This is a genomic window from Paracoccus acridae (assembly GCF_014642735.1).
GTDB lineage: Bacteria > Pseudomonadota > Alphaproteobacteria > Rhodobacterales > Rhodobacteraceae > Paracoccus > Paracoccus acridae.
Map to the genome: position 1 here is coordinate 97395 of NZ_BMIV01000003.1, position 18089 is coordinate 115483.

Annotated in this window: 18 protein-coding genes; 7 read left to right on the top strand and 11 right to left on the bottom strand. The window is 64.4% G+C overall.

Annotation, left to right across the window (positions count from 1 at the left end):
• Positions 1–82: 82 nt before the first annotated feature.
• From IEX25_RS05815 to IEX25_RS05835, 5 genes are read right to left on the bottom strand one after another with little or no spacing between them, the layout of a single operon-like run.
• On the bottom strand, positions 83–1546 hold the full coding sequence (locus IEX25_RS05815; RefSeq protein ID WP_188714425.1) for a form I ribulose bisphosphate carboxylase large subunit: 1464 nt from the start codon (positions 1544–1546) through the stop codon (positions 83–85).
• Between the two features lie 14 nt (positions 1547–1560).
• A complete protein-coding gene (gene fba, locus IEX25_RS05820) occupies positions 1561–2640 on the bottom strand; it encodes a class II fructose-bisphosphate aldolase (RefSeq protein WP_188714426.1) in 1080 nt (359 codons plus the stop codon).
• Positions 2640–4625 carry a transketolase gene (tkt, locus tag IEX25_RS05825; RefSeq protein ID WP_188714633.1) on the bottom strand — a complete coding sequence of 662 codons (1986 nt, stop codon included), beginning with the start codon at positions 4623–4625 and terminating at the stop codon, positions 2640–2642. The genes fba and tkt overlap by 1 nt, the downstream gene beginning before the upstream one ends.
• Before the next feature lie 21 nt (positions 4626–4646).
• Positions 4647–5519: a phosphoribulokinase gene (locus IEX25_RS05830; RefSeq protein ID WP_103172572.1), complete on the bottom strand. Its 873-nt coding sequence runs from the start codon at positions 5517–5519 to the stop codon at positions 4647–4649.
• Positions 5520–5526: 7 nt separating this feature from the next.
• Positions 5527–6522 (bottom strand): class 1 fructose-bisphosphatase, encoded by a 996-nt coding sequence (locus IEX25_RS05835; RefSeq protein WP_188714427.1) that lies wholly within the window; start codon positions 6520–6522, stop codon positions 5527–5529.
• Positions 6523–6618: 96 nt separating this feature from the next.
• Between IEX25_RS05835 and cbbR the strand changes: the two genes are divergently transcribed.
• On the top strand, positions 6619–7539 hold the full coding sequence (cbbR, locus tag IEX25_RS05840) for a LysR family regulator CbbR (RefSeq protein WP_188714428.1): 921 nt from the start codon (positions 6619–6621) through the stop codon (positions 7537–7539).
• On the opposite strand, the gene IEX25_RS05845 is transcribed toward cbbR, so the two are convergent.
• Both IEX25_RS05845 and IEX25_RS05850 read right to left on the bottom strand, forming a co-directional pair.
• Complete coding sequence (locus IEX25_RS05845; RefSeq protein WP_229665067.1) at positions 7536–8201, bottom strand: flagellar hook capping FlgD N-terminal domain-containing protein; 666 nt, start codon at positions 8199–8201, stop codon at positions 7536–7538. The genes cbbR and IEX25_RS05845 overlap by 4 nt on opposite strands.
• 12 nt (positions 8202–8213) lie before the next feature.
• Positions 8214–9128 (bottom strand): flagellar hook-length control protein FliK, encoded by a 915-nt coding sequence (locus tag IEX25_RS05850; RefSeq protein ID WP_188714429.1) that lies wholly within the window; start codon positions 9126–9128, stop codon positions 8214–8216.
• A gap of 142 nt (positions 9129–9270) precedes the next feature.
• Between IEX25_RS05850 and IEX25_RS05855 the strand changes: the two genes are divergently transcribed.
• From IEX25_RS05855 to IEX25_RS05880, 6 genes are all read left to right on the top strand, one after another.
• The gene (locus IEX25_RS05855) at positions 9271–9474 is read left to right on the top strand and encodes a rod-binding protein (RefSeq protein ID WP_229665068.1); all 204 of its coding nucleotides are present in this window, start codon (positions 9271–9273) and stop codon (positions 9472–9474) included.
• Positions 9471–9788 (top strand): hypothetical protein, encoded by a 318-nt coding sequence (locus IEX25_RS05860; RefSeq protein WP_188714431.1) that lies wholly within the window; start codon positions 9471–9473, stop codon positions 9786–9788. The genes IEX25_RS05855 and IEX25_RS05860 overlap by 4 nt, the downstream gene beginning before the upstream one ends.
• 172 nt (positions 9789–9960) lie before the next feature.
• The gene (locus tag IEX25_RS05865) at positions 9961–10812 is read left to right on the top strand and encodes a flagellin N-terminal helical domain-containing protein (RefSeq protein ID WP_188714432.1); all 852 of its coding nucleotides are present in this window, start codon (positions 9961–9963) and stop codon (positions 10810–10812) included.
• A 72-nt stretch (positions 10813–10884) separates the two neighbouring features.
• Positions 10885–11250 (top strand): flagellar biosynthesis regulator FlaF, encoded by a 366-nt coding sequence (gene flaF / locus IEX25_RS05870; RefSeq protein WP_188714433.1) that lies wholly within the window; start codon positions 10885–10887, stop codon positions 11248–11250.
• On the top strand, positions 11247–11651 hold the full coding sequence (flbT, locus tag IEX25_RS05875; protein ID WP_188714434.1) for a flagellar biosynthesis repressor FlbT: 405 nt from the start codon (positions 11247–11249) through the stop codon (positions 11649–11651). The genes flaF and flbT overlap by 4 nt, the downstream gene beginning before the upstream one ends.
• A gap of 103 nt (positions 11652–11754) precedes the next feature.
• Entirely contained in the window at positions 11755–12429 is a 675-nt protein-coding gene (locus IEX25_RS05880) for a DUF1217 domain-containing protein (protein WP_188714435.1), read from the top strand.
• Positions 12430–12705: 276 nt separating this feature from the next.
• Here IEX25_RS05880 and adh read toward each other — a convergent pair whose 3' ends face one another.
• From adh to IEX25_RS05900, 4 genes are all read right to left on the bottom strand, one after another.
• Positions 12706–14232: an aldehyde dehydrogenase gene (gene adh / locus IEX25_RS05885; protein ID WP_188714436.1), complete on the bottom strand. Its 1527-nt coding sequence runs from the start codon at positions 14230–14232 to the stop codon at positions 12706–12708.
• Positions 14233–14362: 130 nt separating this feature from the next.
• Positions 14363–15310, bottom strand: coding sequence for a GAF domain-containing protein (locus IEX25_RS05890; protein WP_103172583.1), 948 nt, complete (start codon positions 15308–15310; stop codon positions 14363–14365).
• 79 nt (positions 15311–15389) lie between these two features.
• On the bottom strand, positions 15390–16529 hold the full coding sequence (locus IEX25_RS05895) for an ABC transporter ATP-binding protein (protein ID WP_188714437.1): 1140 nt from the start codon (positions 16527–16529) through the stop codon (positions 15390–15392).
• Between the two features lie 21 nt (positions 16530–16550).
• Entirely contained in the window at positions 16551–18086 is a 1536-nt protein-coding gene (locus tag IEX25_RS05900; RefSeq protein ID WP_188714438.1) for an alpha-amylase family glycosyl hydrolase, read from the bottom strand.
• Between the last annotated feature and the right edge of the window lie 3 nt (positions 18087–18089).

Genomic DNA, 18089 nt, shown 5'->3' on the forward strand with positions numbered 1-18089 from the left:
TAAGGGGGGCGGTGCGTGCAAGCACGCACCCTACGGGTCTGGTCGGCGATCGTGGGCTGCGTGTTCACACGCGCCCTGGCGGTCACATCGACACTTCGGGGGTGGGCGCGAAATCGGGCGCGTCGGTCGAGGCATAGTTGAAGGATACGTCCTTCCAGGTATCCAGCGCCTGCTGCAGCGGCGTGCAGGTCTTGGCCGCATCGCGCAGGATATCCTCGCCCTCGTTCCAGATGTCGCGGCCGGCGTTGCGGGCAAAGACCATCGCCTCCAGCGCCACGCGGTTGGCGGTCGCGCCCGCCTGGATGCCATGCGGGTGGCCGATGGTGCCGCCGCCGAACTGCAGGACCACATCCTCGCCCAGATATGTCAGAAGCTGGTGCATCTGGCCCGCATGGATGCCGCCCGAGGCGACAGGCATCATCTTGTTCAAGGACGCCCAGTCCTGGTCGAAGAAGATGCCGTTCTCCAGGGCCATCGGATTTCGCTCCTCGCGGAAGATGTCGTAATAGCCCTTGGTGGTGGCGGGATCGCCTTCCAACTTGCCCACCACGGTGCCCGCGTGCAGGTGGTCCACCCCGGCCAGCCGCATCCATTTGGCGATCACGCGGAAGCTGACGCCGTGGCTGCGCTGGCGGGTATAGGTGCTGTGCCCGGCGCGATGCAGGTGCAGGATCATGTCGTTGTCCCGCGCCCATTTCGCCATCGACTGGATCGCGGTGTAACCGATCACCAGGTCGATCATGACGATCACGCTGCCCAGGTCCTTGGCGAAATTGGCGCGCTCGTACATCTGCTCCATCGTGCCGGCGGTGACGTTCAGATAGGTGCCCTTCACCTCTCCGGTCGCCGCCGAGGCGCGGTTCACGGCCTCCATGCAATACAGGAACCGGTCCCGCCAATGCATGAAGGGCTGGCTGTTGATGTTCTCGTCGTCCTTGGTGAAATCGAGGCCCCCCTTCAGCGCCTCATAGACGACGCGGCCATAGTTGCGCCCCGACAGGCCCAGCTTGGGCTTCACGGTCGCGCCCAGCAGCGGGCGGCCATAGACGTTCAGCCGTTCGCGTTCCACGACGATGCCGGTGGCCGGGCCCTGGAAGGTCTTCACATAGGCCACGGGCAGGCGCATGTCCTCCAGCCGCAGGGCCTTCAGGGGCTTGAAGCCGAAGACGTTGCCGATGATCGACGCGGTCAGGTTGGCGATGGAGCCCGGCTCGAACAGGTCCAGGTCATAGGCGATATAGGCGAAGTATTCGCCCGAGGCGTTCGGCACCGGGTCCACGCGGTAAGCCTTGGCGCGGTACTTGTCGCAGGCCGTCAGCCGGTCGGTCCAGACCACCGTCCAGGTCGCGGTCGAGCTTTCGCCCGCCACCGCCGCCGCGGCTTCGATGGCATCCACCCCGTCCTGCGGCGTGATGCGGAACAGCGCGATCACGTCGGTGTCCTTGGGGGTATAGTCGGGTTCCCAATACCCCATCTGCGCGTATTTCAGCACGCCTGCGGAATAGCGCTTCTTGGCATCCATCTTGGGGTTCGACATCTCGTTCATGGTCTTTCCTCCTCTCAGGCGGCGCGCGCGCCGGTAATGGCCGGGTCAAGCGCCCCCGACGCATAGCGTTCGGCCATCCCGTCCATCGCGATGACCTTGATCTTGTGGGCCTGTCCCGCCGTCCCGAAGCGTTCGAACCGGTCGCGGCACAGCGCGGTCAGTTCGGCCATGGCGGGGATCATGAACTTGCGGGGATCGAATTCATCGGGGCGGTCGCGGGCGACCTTGCGGAAATGCCCGGTCATGGCCATGCGACAGTCGGTGTCGATGTTGACCTTGCGCACGCCCATGCGGATGCCGCGCTCGATCTCCTCGACGGGGACGCCGTATGTCTGCGGCATCTCTCCGCCGGCGTCGTTGATGAGGTCCTGCAGGTGCTGGGGCACGCTGGACGATCCGTGCATCACCAGATGCGTGCCGGGCAGGCGGTCGTGGATCGCCTGGATGACGTGCATCGCCAGGATCTCGCCATCGGGCTTGCGAGTGAACTTGTAGGCGCCGTGGCTGGTCCCGCAGGCAATCGCAAGCGCATCGCAGCGGGTGCGCAGCACGAAATCGACGGCCTGGTCCGGGTCGGTCAGAAGCTGCGAATGATCCAGCTTGCCTTCCGCGCCCGAGCCGTCCTCGGCGGCGGCCTCTCCGGTTTCCAGGCTGCCCAGCACGCCCAACTCGCCTTCGACGGATGCGCCGACCGCGTGCGCCGCCTCGGCCACCCTGGCCGTCACCGCGACGTTGTAGTCATAGTCCGCCGGGGTCTTCATGTCCTCGTGCAGCGACCCGTCCATCATCACCGATGTGAACCCGTGGCGGATCGCGGACATGCAGGTCGCCAGGTTGTTGCCGTGGTCCTGGTGCAGGCAGATCGGGATGCCGGGGTTCATCTCGGCCAGGGCCTCGACCATGCGCCGCAGCATGATGTCGCCGGCATAGGACCGCGCGCCGCGGCTGGCCTGCAGGATCACCGGGGCATCGACGGCGGCTGCGGCCTTCAGGATCGCCAAGCCCTGTTCCATGTTGTTGATGTTGAAGGCGGGCACGCCATAGCCATGGTCGGCTGCGTGGTCCAGAAGCTGTCTCAGCGTAATCAACGCCATCAATCCTCTCCTCCGATGAGTTTCCGGGCCAAGACCGCGACGGCCTTGTGCGTGATGCCGAAATGGCGGTAAAGCGCGGGTGCGGGGCCCGATGCGCCAAAGCCCGTCATGCCGACGAAGCCGTCCTCGGGGCGCAGGAACAGATCCCATCCCTGGCGGATCGCGGCCTCGATCCCGATGCGGGGCGCGTCGCACAAGACGCCCTGCCGATAGGCGCGGTCCTGGGCCGCGAACAGCTCGAAGCAGGGGGCCGAGACGACGGCGGCGTTGATCCGCTCCGCCCGCAGCAGGTCGGCGGCGGCAAGGGCGATCTCGACCTCGGACCCGGTGGCGATCAGGGTCACGTCGCGCGGGGTGGGCGTGGCGCGCAGCACATAGGCGCCCCGGCGGCTGCGGTTCGTGTCCTCGTCCTCGATGCGGACGGCGGGCAGGTTCTGCCGCGACAGGGCCAGGACCGAGGGGCCTTGGCTGGTCAGGGCGATTTCCCAGGCTTCGGCGGTTTCCACCGCATCGGCGGGGCGGAACACCTGCAGGTTCGGGATGGCGCGCAGGGAGGCCAGATGCTCCACCGGCTGGTGGGTCGGGCCATCCTCGCCCAGGCCGATGCTGTCATGGGTCATGACATGGACGACCGGCACCCCCATCAGCGCGCCCAGCCGGATCGCAGGCCGCGAATAGTCGGCAAAGGCCAGGAAGGTCCCGCCATAGGGGATGAAGCCGCCATGCAGCGCGATGCCGTTCATCACGGCGGCCATCGCATGTTCGCGGATGCCATAATGGACATAGCGGCCGGCATAGTCGCCGGGGCGGATGGACCCCATCCCCGTGCTGCGGGTCAGGTTCGATCCGGTCAGATCCGCGCTTCCGCCGATGGTCTGAGGCAGGGTCGCGTTGATCACCTCCAAGGCCATCTCGCTGGCCTTGCGGGTCGCGACCTTTGGACGATCCTGGACAAGCCTTTGGCAGTGTTCGGCAATCGTCTTGCGCAGCGCGGGCGCATCGGTTGCGTCCTGGGCGGCAAGAAAGGCGGCACGATTGGCAGAGGTTCCCAGCCGTGCCGCCCAGTCGGCCCGAGCCTGCGCGCCGCGCGCGGCAATCGCGGCCCAGGCGGCGGTCACATCCTCGGGCAGGGTAAAGGGGTCATGCGGCCAGTCCAGCATCTTGCGCGCGGCGGCGATCTCATCCGCGCCCAAGGGTGCGCCATGGACATCGTGCCCGCCCTGCTTGTTCGGCGCACCGAAGCCGATGATGGTCCGGCAGGCGATCATGGACGGACGGCCATCGGCCCGCGCGGCCTCGATGGCGGCGGCCACCGCCTCGCGATCATGGCCATCCACGGCCTGCACATGCCATCCGGCGGCGGCAAAGCGCGCCTTCTGGTCGGTGCTGGTGGACAGATCCGTGCCACCGTCGATGGTGATGCCGTTGTCGTCCCACAGCACGATCAGCCGGCCAAGCCGCAGATGTCCTGCAAGGTCGATGGCCTCGTGGCTGATCCCCTCCATCAGGCAGCCATCGCCCGCGATCACATAGGTCCAGTGATCCGCCAGATCTGGCCAGCGGGCATGGGCCATGCGTTCGGCAAGCGCCATGCCGACGGCACTGGCGATGCCCTGACCCAGAGGGCCGGTCGTCACCTCGATCCCCTTGGCATGGCCGTATTCCGGGTGGCCCGCCGTGCGCGACCCCATCTGCCGGAAGGCGCGGATCTGGTCGGCGCCCATGTCGTCATAGCCCAGCAGGTGATGGATGGCATAGACCAGCATCGACCCATGCCCGGCCGACATCACGAAGCGGTCGCGGTCGGGCCATCGGGGGTCCGCCGGATCCACCCGCATGAAGCGGTGGAACAGCACGGTCGCCACATCCGCCATGCCCATCGGCGCACCGGGATGGCCGGATTTCGCGGCCTCGACCGCGTCCATGGCCAGGGCGCGGATGGCATTAGCCATCTTCGTCTCAAGCGCAGGGTCGATGCGGGTCATCTGGTTCATGGTGTGTCCCCCTCAGGCGCGTTTCGCGTCGTCGATCAGGCGCAGGATCATCGGCGTTAGGATCAGCTGCATGGCGAGGTCGGTCTTGGGACCGGGAATGACGATCGAATTGGCCCGTGTCATCCAGGACCCGTCGATCATCTGGGTGAGGTAGGAAAAGTCGATGCCACGCGGGTTGCGAAAGCGGATCACCACCAGGCTTTCGTCGGCCGTGGGGATCCAGCGCGCGATGAAGGGGTTCGAGGTATCGACCACCGGCACCCGCTGGAAGTTGATGTCGGTCTGGGTGAACTGCGGGCAGATGCAATGCACATAGGCGTGCATCCGGCGCAGGATCGTGTCGGTCACGGCTTCCGTCGAATAGCCCCGGCTGGCCTTGTCGCGGTGGATCTTCTGGATCCACTCCAGGTTGATGACGGGCACCACGCCGATCTTCAGGTCGGCCAGACCCGCCAGGTTGACGCTGTCATTGACCACAGCGCCGTGCAGCCCTTCGTAGAACAGCAGGTCCGAGCCTTCCTCGAATGGCGCCCAGTCGGTGAAGGTCCCGGGGGGCGTGCCCCAGCGTTCGGCCTCTCGGTCGTCATGGACGTAATGGCGCGTCTCGCCCCGGCCGGTTTCGCCATAGATGCGAAAGATCTCCTCCAGCTTTTCCAACTCGTTGGCGTCGAAGCTGAAATGGCTGAAGGTCTGGTCGCCCTCGGCCAGCCGTCGGGCCAGTTCGTCCTTCATGGCCTGGCGGTCGAAGCGGTGGAAGGCGTCGCCCTCGATGCTGACGGCGCGGATCCCTTCGCGGCGGAAGATCTGGTCGAAGGTGGTCTTGACGGTGGTCGTGCCAGCGCCGGAACTGCCGGTAACGGAAATGATGGGGTGCTTCTTGCTCATGATATCCTCAGGCCCGGAACAGGCCGCGATGGCCGAACAGGGCGGACACCTCGGCATCGGGCAGGTCGTGATAGGCGGCGACGCGGTCGACCTTTTCGGCCGATCCGAAAACCATGGGCGTGCGCCCGTGGAGGTCGGTGATAAGGGCGTCCAGGATCGGCAGCGCGCCGTCGGTCGCCCTGCCGCCCGCCTGTTCGATGACAAAGGCGATCGGCGCGCATTCGTACAGCATCCGCAGCCGGCCCTTTTCATAGCCTTTGCGGGCATCGGCCGGATACAGGAAGATCCCGCCCCGCATCAGGATCCGATGCGCCTCGGCCACCAGCGACGCGATCCAGCGCATGTTGAAGTTGCGTGCGCGCGGACCGTCGATCCCCGACAGGCAGTCGTCGATATAGGCGCGGATCGGGCGCGGCCAGTGGCGATAGTTGGAAGCGTTGATGGCGAATTCGAAGAAGCAGTCCGGCAGGGTGGCGCGGGGATCGGTCAGGTCGAAGCAGTCGGTGTCCGGGTTCAGCGTATAGATCTGCGTGCCGTCGCCAAAGCTGACCACCAGGCAGCAGCGCGGGCCATAGATGATGTATCCCCCGGCGATCAGGTCGCGGGCCGGGCGCAGGAAGCTGGCATCGGCCTGATCCGTGGCCGGATAGACCGCGAAGATCGTGCCGACCGAGACATTGGTGTCGATGTTGGACGATCCGTCCAGCGGGTCGATGGCAAGTGCAAAGGCGCCGTCCGGCTGCATCGCGATGGGGGCGTCCTGTTCCTCGCTGGCATACCAGCGCAGCCCGGCATCGCGCAGGACATCGCGGAACAGCGCATCGGCTTGCACATCAAGCCGCTTCTGCCCGTCGCCGTCGCTGTTGGTCCCGACCTCGGCCGACAGGCTGCCATCGCCGCGCCGGATGACGCCCGTCAGTGTCGCGCCACCACGGGCCAAGGCCAGCATCAGCGGCCGGAACTGCAGCGGTATATGCGTGGTGTCGATGCTGGGCGTCGTCATCAGCCCCTCCCTTGGCGTCTGGCAGGAGGAAGATTGACAGGCAGAGGTTTTCGAGGAAATTTAATAATCTGAAAGACAGATTAGATTTCAGCGAACATGAAGCTTGACGGGATCAGCCTGCGCCAGTTGCGCTGCCTGCGCGCGGTGACCGACAGCGGCAGCCTAACGGGCGCGGCCGGCCTGCTGGGCCTGACCACGCCCGCGATCCACAGCCAGTTGCGGGGTTTGGAGGATCTGGCGGGCTGTCCGCTGGTCCAAAGGGCCGAACATGGCGCCTTTCGCCCGACACCCGCGGGCATGGCGCTGTTGCTGGCCGAATCGCAGGTCGCCACCGCCCTGGCCCGTGCGGGACGCGAAATCGGCGCCCTGCAGCAAGGCTATGTGGGAAGCGTGGTTCTGGGCGTGGTGTCCACCGGCAAGTATTTCGCCCCCGGCCTCGTCGCCCGCCTTCTGCGACTTTTGCCCCAGATCGAGGTGACGCTGCGCATCGGCAATCGCGATGCGATCCTGGCCTCGTTGGCCGGGGACGACCTGGATCTGGTCATCATGGGGCGGCCGCCGCGCGAACCGGCGGTCATCGCCGACCCCATCGGCCCCCATCCGCATATCATCATCGCCGCCCCCGATCACCCGCTGGCCTATGCCGATCCAGTGATGCCGGGGGACCTGCTGGCCCAGACCTTCCTGTCGCGCGAGGAAGGGTCGGGCACCCGCATCCTGATGACCCGCTTCCTGGACCGCATCGGCGAGGGCGCGACCTGGCGCGCGGTGGAAATGGGCACGAACGAGACGATCAAGCAGGCGGTGATCGCGGGCCTGGGGGTGGCGCTGATTTCCCAGCACACCGTTACCGAGGAATTGCGGTCTGGCCGCCTGATCGCCCTTCGCGGCATCGGACTGCCCATTCAGCGAAGCTGGTATCTGCTGCGCCGCGCCGACCGAGAGATGAGCGCGGCGACCGCCCGGATCCGCGACGAAACCCTGGCGATGCGCGGCAGCTTCCTGCCGCAGCTTTAATCCGCGCCGCGCAGCGCTTCGATGTCGCTGGCAAGCGCCGATCCGCCGCCCTCGAAGATCAGCTCGATGCCTCGGTTGCCAAGCTCGGCTTCGGCCACGCGGACATAGGCGCCAACCGCGTCCTCCGAGATCACCTCGCCCGCGCGGCTGCTTTCGATCACGAAGGAATAACGCCCGTCGGCCAGCTTTTCACCACCATTGCCGCGGCCGAACCAGTCGATCTGCCCCTCGCCCGGGCCGATTTCCTCGCGCGAGACCTCGGATCCCGCTTCGTTCAGCACCACAAGCGTCACGCTGTCGGCCCGGCTGTCTGGCGCGATGTCCAGCGTCAGCGCCTTGTCCCCGAACCAGACGGGTTCGGTGGTGCGCACCTCTTTCCCGATCCAATCCGCCAGTTGTCCCAGGCTGCCGCCGGACTGCATCAGCATCATCTGCAGAAGCTTGTTGGTCTGCGCCTGCTGCTCGACACCCGAGAATGTCGCAAGCTGGACCGCAAAGTCGCTGCCCTCCATCGGGTTCAGCGGATCCTGGTTCTTCAACTGCGTTGTCAGCATTCTCAGGAAAGTATCGAAATTCGTCGATCCGGCTGCTGTCGCGCCTGCCGTCATGGGAGCGGCGCCCCCGGACGAGGGGATCGTGCTGGCGGTGATTGCGGAAACCAAGCGATTCTCCTTTCAGATGCGAATGTCCAGCCGGGCCGGAACCCCCAAAGGCGGCCAGACCAGCGGGACCGAAATCGATTCGGCCATGTCGAACCCCTGCTGGATACCGTCGGGCAGGGATTGCCTGCCCCCCGATCCATCCGAACCGTCGCCCTGGAATTCAAAGGACGCACCGGCCATGCCCGCATCGCCGAAACATTCCTGCAGGAACGTGGCATTACGGCGCAGCTGATCCAGCACTTCGGGTCGTTCGGCCCAGATCAGCACATGCGGATTGTGTTCGGGCCCGGACATGACCATGCGGATCCTGCCCAGTTCCTCGGGCGCCAGGACCACCTCGATCCGATCCTCGCGGGCGGTCACCACGGCTTCGGCAATCTGCTGCGAGATCGCGGCCACAGGGATTTTCGGCGATGAAGGATGCAAGGGGGCGGGCGCGATTTCTTTCCCTCTGACCGTGGCAGGCAGCGGCGAATCGGCCAGAAGGGCATCGACGACAGGGACATCAACCGGAAAGGCCTCGACGGGGCCGGCCCCGGCATCGGGCTGCACGACCCCCTCGGCGGCCGAGAAGAAATCCGGGGACGTGCCGGCAAGGATTCGCACATCCCCTCCGGGCATGTCAGGCACCTTCCGGGCCTGAGCAGTCGGCTCGGCTTCTGCCGGTGGGGATTCGCGCAGGGTGCTCGTGACTCCCGACAGGTCCTCGATCAGCATCTGCAACCGGTCCTGCGGCGGCATGTCGGCCGGCTGTGCATCCGGGGCAACCGGATCGGCGGCAAGCTCCTCCGACGAGGCTTCATCGACCGTGAAGGCGATGTCTGACGCGGGCTCCCCCTCGATCCCCGTTTCGATGGGTGTGGCAGATGCCGCAGGCACGGCGATCGGAAGAACCGCAGCAACGGGTAAAATGGAACACTCGGACATGGGTTGATCCCTGGACTGACCAGCCCAGAGATAAGGCCGAGTCCTTACGATTTATTTACTGCAAGAGGCTAGTCCTGAAAAATATCCGCAAATCAGGAAACTTCCCATGCAGGTAAACCAGGCTTCAACTTTCCCGGTCACCGTGCCGACACAACGCCCGCCATCGGAACAGCTGGAACAGGCTTTTCTGGAAGAAATGCTGAAATACTGCGGCCCGAAATCCAATACCGGCGCCTTTGGCGGCGGGATCGGAGAGGATCAGTTTTCCAGTTTCCTGATCCAGGAACAGGCGGCCGTTCTGGCAAGGCAGCTTGATTTCGGATTCGCAAAGGAGCTGGCGCAATGAAACCCAAGCATCGCCAGCTTCTGGACGGCGTGGAGCAGGCCATCATCCAGGGCAACGGGGCCCTGGCGCTTGACCGGATCGAAGCACTTGCCCGGCAACTGGAACGCGACGGCCTGGACGACGCATCCAAGGCGAAGATGGAGAAAACCTTGCAGCACCTGCTGCGCCTGGCCAAGGATTCGGCGCGCGGCACGCAACGGGCGATCGACCAGATCCGGGATATCGTGAAAAACGCCCGCAGCCTGCAAACCTATGACCAGACGGGCCAGCGCCACAATACGCCGACCCAAGCCATCCTGGCGCAACGGTTTTAAGTAAAATGCGCCGCTTTCAACCTTTGAGAGAGTGGAACAAATTCACTATCCATCAATCACCGGCTGCTAGCACTGCGGTCATGCCCAAAGTGGCACAGGGATAAACGCCCAAGGTCAGAAGGCCAGTCGTCACAATCACGGATGCAAAGCATCCATTATATCCGAGGATAAGATGTCCAGTATTCTGACCAACAACGGCGCCATCGTTGCCCTGCAGACCCTGAAGAACGTGAACTCCAGCCTCAACAAGGCGCAGTCCGAGATTTCGACCGGCAAGTCGATCAATTCGGCCAAGGACAACTCGGCCGTGTGGGCGATTTCCAAGATCATGGAAGCCGACCAATCTTCAGCCAAGGCCATTCAAAGTTCCTTGAACGTTGCCGGTGCGACGGTTCAGACGGCTGTCGATGGGGCTGATCTGGTTGTCAAAACCCTGACCGAGATGAAAGACTTGGCAGCCCGGGCCGGAACGGATGGTTACTCTTTTGCTAAGGTGCAGGCCGACATCACAGCAAAGACCGCAGTTATCACAGCGACGATTGCAGGGACGCAAATGAATGGTGTCAACCTGCTGAATACGAATGGTGTGAATGGTGGTGCGACCTATACGGTGCTGTCTTCGCTGAACCGCAGTGCTACTGCCCTAACTGCTGGAACTGGTGGCAACATCGCGGTTGCTTCGGTTGACTTTCAGGCAAATGTGCTTGCAGGTGCGAATGCTCTTACTGCCATTACAGACCGCGCTTCGGCTGAAGCAGCTGTGCTTAAGCTTGAGGACAACCTGCAAACTGCCGTGAACGGCTCGGCTGCTCTCGGCGCCAAGGCAAAGCAGATTGAAGAACAGTCGAACTTTATTGGCAAGCTGGCCGACTCTCTGAAAGCGGGCGTGGGCTCGCTGGTGGATGCCGACATGGAAGAAGCTTCGGCTCGCCTGCAAGCCCTACAGACCCAGCAGCAGTTGGGCATCCAAGCGCTTTCGATTGCCAACCAGGCGCCTTCGGCAATCCTGTCCCTGTTCCGCTGATTTTCAAGACTCGCAGGGGCGCCCCAGTGGCGCCCCGCTTCTGCTGAACCCTTAAGATCAGGATGATCAACCTTGAACGCGGTCCCGTCTTCTTCCGCCAATGGATATGGCAGCAACGTCGTCCGCACTGCGCGTGACGCCGAATACGATGTCTTCTCCCGCGTCACACGCATGTTGCTCCAGGCTGATGAAACCGGGTACGGCCCGGACCGGATCGCGGCAGTGGACAAGAACAACCAACTGTGGACCATTCTTGCCAGCGACCTTGCAGACCCCGGCAACACGCTGCCCGATCAGGTCCGTGCAGGGCTGCTGTCATTAGCGGGATTTTCATTGCGCCACGGTCACCAAGCCTTGGCCGGAAAAGTCAGCCTTGCCCCGCTGATCGACATCAACATGGCCATGATGCGCGGCCTGCGCCAGGAGGCCGTGGCATGAGCGGCCTTGTCCTGAAACTGGCCCCCAACGAACGGGTGCTGATCAACGGCGCCGTCATCGAGAACGGTGACCGCAGGTCCAAGATCGCGATCCGCACGCCGAATGCGCATGTCCTGCGGCTGAAGGACGCCATTCACCCTGACCGCGCCAACACCCCTGTCGGCCGGGCATGCTACATCGCCCAGCTGATCCTGTCGGGCGACGCCGAACTTGCCGAAGGCAAGCGCCAACTGCTTCTGGCAGTCACGCAACTTGCCGTGGTCTTCGAAGATGCCGACAGCCAGGCCATCCTGCACGAGGCGCGGGCCAATATCGAAGCCGGCGCCATCTATCCAGCTTTGCGCCGGTTGCGCGATCTGTTGCCCGAGGAAGACCGCCTTATCCAGATTCGCCGTCAGTGAGGGCGCCATGACTGCAATCACCGTGGGATTGGGCGGCCTGGCAGGGTGGCGGGTCTTGCAAAGGATGGAAGCCCGACAGGTCGAGGCAACGGCCAAGGATCCCGTGGTCCAGCGCGCGGCGGCCTATTTCAGGGACAATCTCTCCACCAAGACGACGACAGATGCCCTGGTGGGCGATTACAAGATGTTGCAGGTGGCGCTTGGCGCCTTCGGCCTGGACACGGACATTGCCAACAAGGCCTTCATCCGCAAGGTTCTGGATTCGGATCTGGGTGACCGTGCCTCTCTGGCAAACAGGCTGGGCGACAAGCGTTACCTGAAATTTGCCGAGGCATTCAAGAATATCGGCAACGCTGCCGCGACCGGCCAGGCGATCACGGATGCCTATGTGCAACGGCAATTCGAAAAGCGTGTGGGCGAAGGAAACGAAAGCTATCGGCTGGCCCTGAATGCGCGCAATGAAATGAAGGCATTTGCGGCGCGCACCTCTAGCGACAAGACGATGTGGTACGAGGTGTTGGGCAACAAGGCGCTTCGAACGGTTTTCGAGGGCGCCTTGGGGATGAACAGTTCAATCGCCAACTTGCCGATCGACCGGCAATTGGAAATGTTCGTCTCCGCGTCGGAACGTGTGCTTGGCAGCAGCAGCTTTTCCGAAATCGGCACAATCGAAAAGATCGACAAGCTGGTTACACGCTATCTTGCCTTGTCACAGATTCAGACCAACACGACCAGCACCCGTTACAGCGCCGCCCTCAGCCTGTTGTCGCAGCGCTGATCGTCGAAAGGGTTAAAGGAGAGGCAAACGAGAATGCGCAGCCGGGATGCCTTACCTGCGCCTCCAAGCTTGCTTCTGTGCCGCTCCGATCAGAAAATACGTGATTGTTCCCGGCCCAGTGCTTCAGGTTCTTCGAGCATTGGCGGCATGAATTGCAACCCGTGCAATCGAGAAGAAGTCGCCACAGTGGGCGCATGGCCTGCAAGGCGACATGCTGACCGCGTGCCACAACGTTGGACGTGAAGCGGGCCGGATGGCCCGCTTCACGTCATGCAATCAGAAGAAGCCCAACTTCTTCGGGCTGTAGCTGACCAGCATGTTCTTGGTCTGCTGGTAATGATCCAGCATCATCTTGTGGTTCTCGCGCCCGATGCCCGACTGCTTGTAGCCGCCAAAGGCCGCATGGGCCGGATAGGCGTGATAGCAGTTGGTCCAGACCCGGCCCGCCTTGATCGCGCGGCCGAAGCGATAGCAGGTATTGGCCTCGCGCGACCAGACACCCGCGCCCAGGCCGTACAGCGTGTCATTGGCGATCGACAGCGCCTCGTCCTGGTCCTTGAAGGTGGTCACCGACACGACCGGGCCGAAGATTTCCTCCTGGAAGATGCGCATCTTGTTGTTGCCGCGGAACACGGTCGGCTTGATGTAATAGCCGTTCGACAGTTCCCCGCCATGATCGGCCGCCTCGCCGCCGATCAGCACCTCGGCCCCCTCCTTCCGGCCGACGTCGAAGTAGGAGAGGATCTTCTCCTTCTGCTCGGACGATGCCTGGGCACCGACCATCGTGGCGCTGTCGCGCGGGTCGCCCAGCTTGATCGCCTCGACGCGCTTCAGCGCCCGTTCCATGAAGCGGTCATAGATCGATTCCTGGATCAGCACGCGCGACGGGCAGGTGCAGACCTCGCCCTGGTTCAGCGCGAACATCGCGAAGCCTTCCAGCGCCTTGTCGAAGAAGTCGTCGTCCTCGCGCACCACATCCTCGAAGAAGATGTTGGGGGACTTGCCGCCCAGTTCCAGCGTGACGGGGATCAGGTTTTCGGACGCGTATTGCATGATCAGCCGACCGGTAGTGGTTTCCCCGGTGAAGGCGATCTTGGCGATGCGCGGGTTCGAGGCCAGCGGCTTGCCGGCTTCCAGACCGAAGCCGTTGACGACGTTCAGCACGCCCGGCGGCAGCAGGTCGGCGATCAGGTCCACGAAGACCATGATGCTGGCGGGTGTCTGTTCGGCCGGCTTCAGCACCACGCAGTTCCCGGCGGCAAGCGCCGGTGCCAGCTTCCACACCGCCATCAGCAGCGGGAAGTTCCAGGGGATGATCTGGCCCACGACGCCCAGCGGCTCGTGGAAGTGATAGGCGATGGTGTCGTGGTCGATTTCCGAAATTCCGCCTTCCTGCGCGCGCAGTACGCCCGCAAAGTAACGGAAATGGTCGATGCCCAGCGGCAGGTCGGCGGCCATCGTCTCGCGGATGGGCTTGCCGTTGTCCCAGGTTTCCGCCGTCGCCAGCAGTTCCAGGTTCTGTTCCATCCGGTCGGCAATGCGCAGCAGCACCAGCGACCGTTCGGCGGCCGAGGTCTGGCCCCACTTGTCCTTGGCGGCATGGGCCGCATCAAGTGCCGCCTCGATGTCCTCGGCGCCCGACCGGGCAATCTCGCCGATTTCGGCGCCGGTGATGGGGGTGGTGTTGGTGAAGTACCTGCCCGATTTCGGCGCGGTCCACTGTCCGCCGATGAAGTTGTCGTAGCGCTTGGCAAAGGGCATCACGCCCACGCCACGAAATTCATGCGTCTGGTCGTTCGGCATTTCTTCCTCCTCTGGATATTGCCCGGAGTCTCTCCCTCTCCGGGTATGGGTGACAGCTTGGCGCAGGGACGATTCGTTGCAAGCGGCTATCCCATGCGGCAATGCGCAAGCTGTCTCAGGGGTGAGACAGTCAGCCGGTTTTTTCAGCCAAACCCAGGCGCGCCATCCGGCGATACATCGTGGCCCGCCCGATCCCCAAGGCACGGGCCGCAGCCGATACATTGCCATCGGCCCGCGCAAGCGCCCGGGCCACGGCAGCCCGTTCGGCCTTGTCGAACCCCTTCAGGTCGTCGTCGCGGCCCAGAAGGTCGGCGGCGGGGCGCGGGCGGATCGCGCCTTCGCGTTCCAGGCCCAGGGCGCGGCGGGCGGCGCGGGTCGCACCGATGGCCAGGTCGTTCCTGTCCACCGCCAGCAGGACCGCCGCATCGGCATTGTCGTCGGATGCCACGACGATGCGGGCGTCGGGAAAGCTGGCGCGGAAGAAGACCGCCTCGATGGCACGGGCGGTCTGGGCGACCTGGGCGGAAATCAGGCGGTTGTACCGCTCGGTCTGGTCGGCACGGGCGGAACTGACATCCAGGGCCGCCAGCAGCCGCCCGTCGGGCCCCCAGATCGGCGCGTCCATGCAGGACATGGCCGTGTTGCGGGTATGGAAATGTTCGTTGCGATGGATCGTGACCTGCCGTCCCTCGGCCAGGCAGGTGCCGATGCCGTTGGTGCCCTGGGCCGCCTCGGACCAGACCGTGCCCTGCCACAGGCCCCAGTCGCGGAACTGTTCGGCATCCGCCCCGCCGACCCGCTGGTCCATCACCACGCCCTCGGCATCGGTCAGCAGCACGTTGCAGCCGGACAGGCCGACCAGGTTGAACAACTGGTCCAGTTGCGGGCTGGCCAGGCGCAGGAACTGGTCCATGGCCTGGCGGCGGCGGGACAGTTCCTCAAGGGTCAGACGTTCCGGGCGCCGGATATCGGAGGGATCCAGCCCGTGCTTCAGAAGCGACCGCCGCCACGACGCCGCCAGGGCCGAGGTTGCGGAATTCGACTGCGACTGACTTGCGACATAGTCCGCGTGACGCATACCGGGCCGGCTCCTCCTCCGTCGTCGGTAGCGGACACTATAACACGCAGTCTGGCAATTCGACCAAGGGCTAATTGCCTCAGGCGGGGACGGGCGCCGAGACGCGGGGCTGATAGGGGGGCAGATCGACCCCCGCGCGATACAGAAGCGACTGCCCGTCATGGAACAGGTGCAGCGCCGCCGGGTCGGCGGTCAGCCGCACGCTGCGGCCGTTCAGGCCGGGGTGGATGCCCGGCAGCTTGGCGATGACCGGCACGCCTTCGCCGCGCGTGCCGAAATAGAGAAGGGTCACTTCCCCCAGGGCCTCGGTCAGATCGACGGTGCCTTCGAAGATCGCCTGCCCTTCGGTTTCGCGCATGTCCTCGGGGCGGACGCCCAGGTTGACGCGCATCCCTTCGTCGCCTGCGCGGGTGGGAATAGCGGCCTGGGCCACGCCGCCGCCGTCAAGCTGGACGGTGGTCATCGGGCCGGTGGCGGTGACGCGGCCGGGCAGCAGGTTCATGGCGGGGCTGCCAATGAACTGGGCCACGAATTCGTTGACCGGGCGTTCGTAAAGCTCCAGCGGCGCGCCGACCTGGGCGATGCCGCCGCCGGCCAGCACGACGATGCGGTCGGCCAGGGTCATCGCCTCGGTCTGGTCATGGGTGACATAGATCATCGTGCGGTCGGGCATGGCGGCCTTCAGTTGCGCGATCTCGATCCGGGTCGCCACGCGCAGCGCGGCGTCCAGGTTCGACAGGGGTTCGTCGAACAGATAGACCTTGGGGTCGCGCACGATGGCCCGGCCAATGGCGACCCGCTGGCGCTGCCCGCCCGACAGGGCCTTGGGCAGGCGGTCCAGATAAGGGGTCAGTTGCAGCATCCGCCCCGCGCGGTCGGTGGCCTCCTGCACCTCGGCCTTGGACTTGCCGGCAATCTTCAGCGCGAAGGCCATGTTGTCACGCACGGTCATATGCGGATAAAGCGCGTATGACTGGAACACCATCGCGATGCCCCGCTGGCTGGGCGGGATGTCGTTCATCACCTGCCCGTCGATTTCCAGCGTGCCGCCGCTGATCCGTTCCAGCCCCGCGATCATCCGCAGCAGCGTGGATTTGCCACAGCCCGAAGGGCCGACGAAGACGATGAACTCGCCCGACCGTATGTCGAGGTTGATGTCCCGAAGCACGTTCACCTCGCCATAGGACTTGGCGACATCGGTCAGTTTCAGATCGGCCATCGGCGTCCTCCCTGTTGAACCCTATCCCTCGATGATCTGGACCTGCCACGGCCGCAGGCCGCCCGCCTCGTCCGCCGACAGGTTCGCCTGGATCTGCAGCGATTGCCGGCTGTCGGCGCGGTTGAAGGTCAGGACCGGCCCTTCGGCATGAATGTCGGTCATGTCGCCGCCCCGCAGGGCCGAATGCTTGCGCCGCAACCCGATGGCCCAGCGGTAATGGTGCAGCATCGACTGGGCGTCGGCTTCCTGGCCCACGACGGTGCGTTGCAGATGGGCATGGGGCACGGGCAGCCAGGGCTTGGCCGTCGAAAAGCCGCCGTTCACGCCCATGTCCCAGACCATCGGCGTCCGGCAGCCGTCGCGGCCCTTGAACTCGGGCCAGAACTCCTTGCCGTAAGGGTCCTGCAGATCCTCATAGGAAATGTCTGCCTCGGGCAGGCCCAGTTCCTCGCCCTGATACAGGCAGACGGACCCCTTCAGGCACAAAAGCACCGTGGCATAGGCCTTGGCGGCCTGGTCGGTCAGGTTCCAGCGGCTGATATGGCGCACGACATCATGGTTCGACATCGCCCAGCAGGGCCAGGAATTGGGCGCCACCGCGTGCAGGCTGTCGAAGACCTCGCTGATGCGGGCCGCGGCCAGGTCGTTGCCGGACAGGAAGTCGAAGACATAGGACATCTGCATCCGGCCCGCGACGCCGGTATATTCCTCCAGCAGTTCCAGCGATCGTTCGCTGTCGCCGATCTCGCCGATGACGGCCGCGCCATATTGGCGCAGCAGCGCCGCGAAGCGTTCCAGGAAGGCGATGTTCTCGGGCTGCGACTTGTCGTATCTGTGGCTTTGGTGGTTGTAGGGATTGACCGCCGGTGCCGTGTCCGCCTTGCGCAATTCCCTGGGCAGGGGCGGGTTGTCGCGCAACTGCGCGTCGTGGAAATAGAAGTTGACCGTGTCCAGCCGGAAGCCGTCCACCCCCCGGTCCAGCCAGAACCGCGCCATCTCCAGCAGTTCGTCCTGAACGGCCGGGTTGTGGAAGTTGAGATCGGGCTGCGAGGCCAGGAAATTGTGCAGGTAATACTGTTCGCGCCGGGCCTCCCACTGCCAGGCGGGACCGCCGAAGATAGACAGCCAGTTGTTGGGCGGCGTGCCGTCCGGTTTCGGATCGGCCCAGACATACCAGTCGGCCTTGGGGTTGTCGCGGCTGGCGCGGCTTTCGACGAACCAGGGATGCTGGTCCGAGGAATGCGACATCACCAGGTCGATCATCACCTTCAGGCCCAGTTCATGGGCGCGGGCGATCAGGGCGTCGAAATCCTCCATGTCGCCGAACAGCGGGTCGATGCCGCGGTAATCGGACACGTCATAGCCGAAATCCTTCATCGGCGACGTGAAGAAGGGCGAGATCCAGACCGCATCCACGCCCAGCGACGCGACATAGGGCAGGCGCTGCGTGATGCCCGGCAGGTCGCCGATGCCATCGCCCGTCGTGTCCTGGAAACTGCGCGGATAGATCTGATAGATGACCCCACCCTTCCACCAGTCGATTGTCACGTCCGTCAAGTC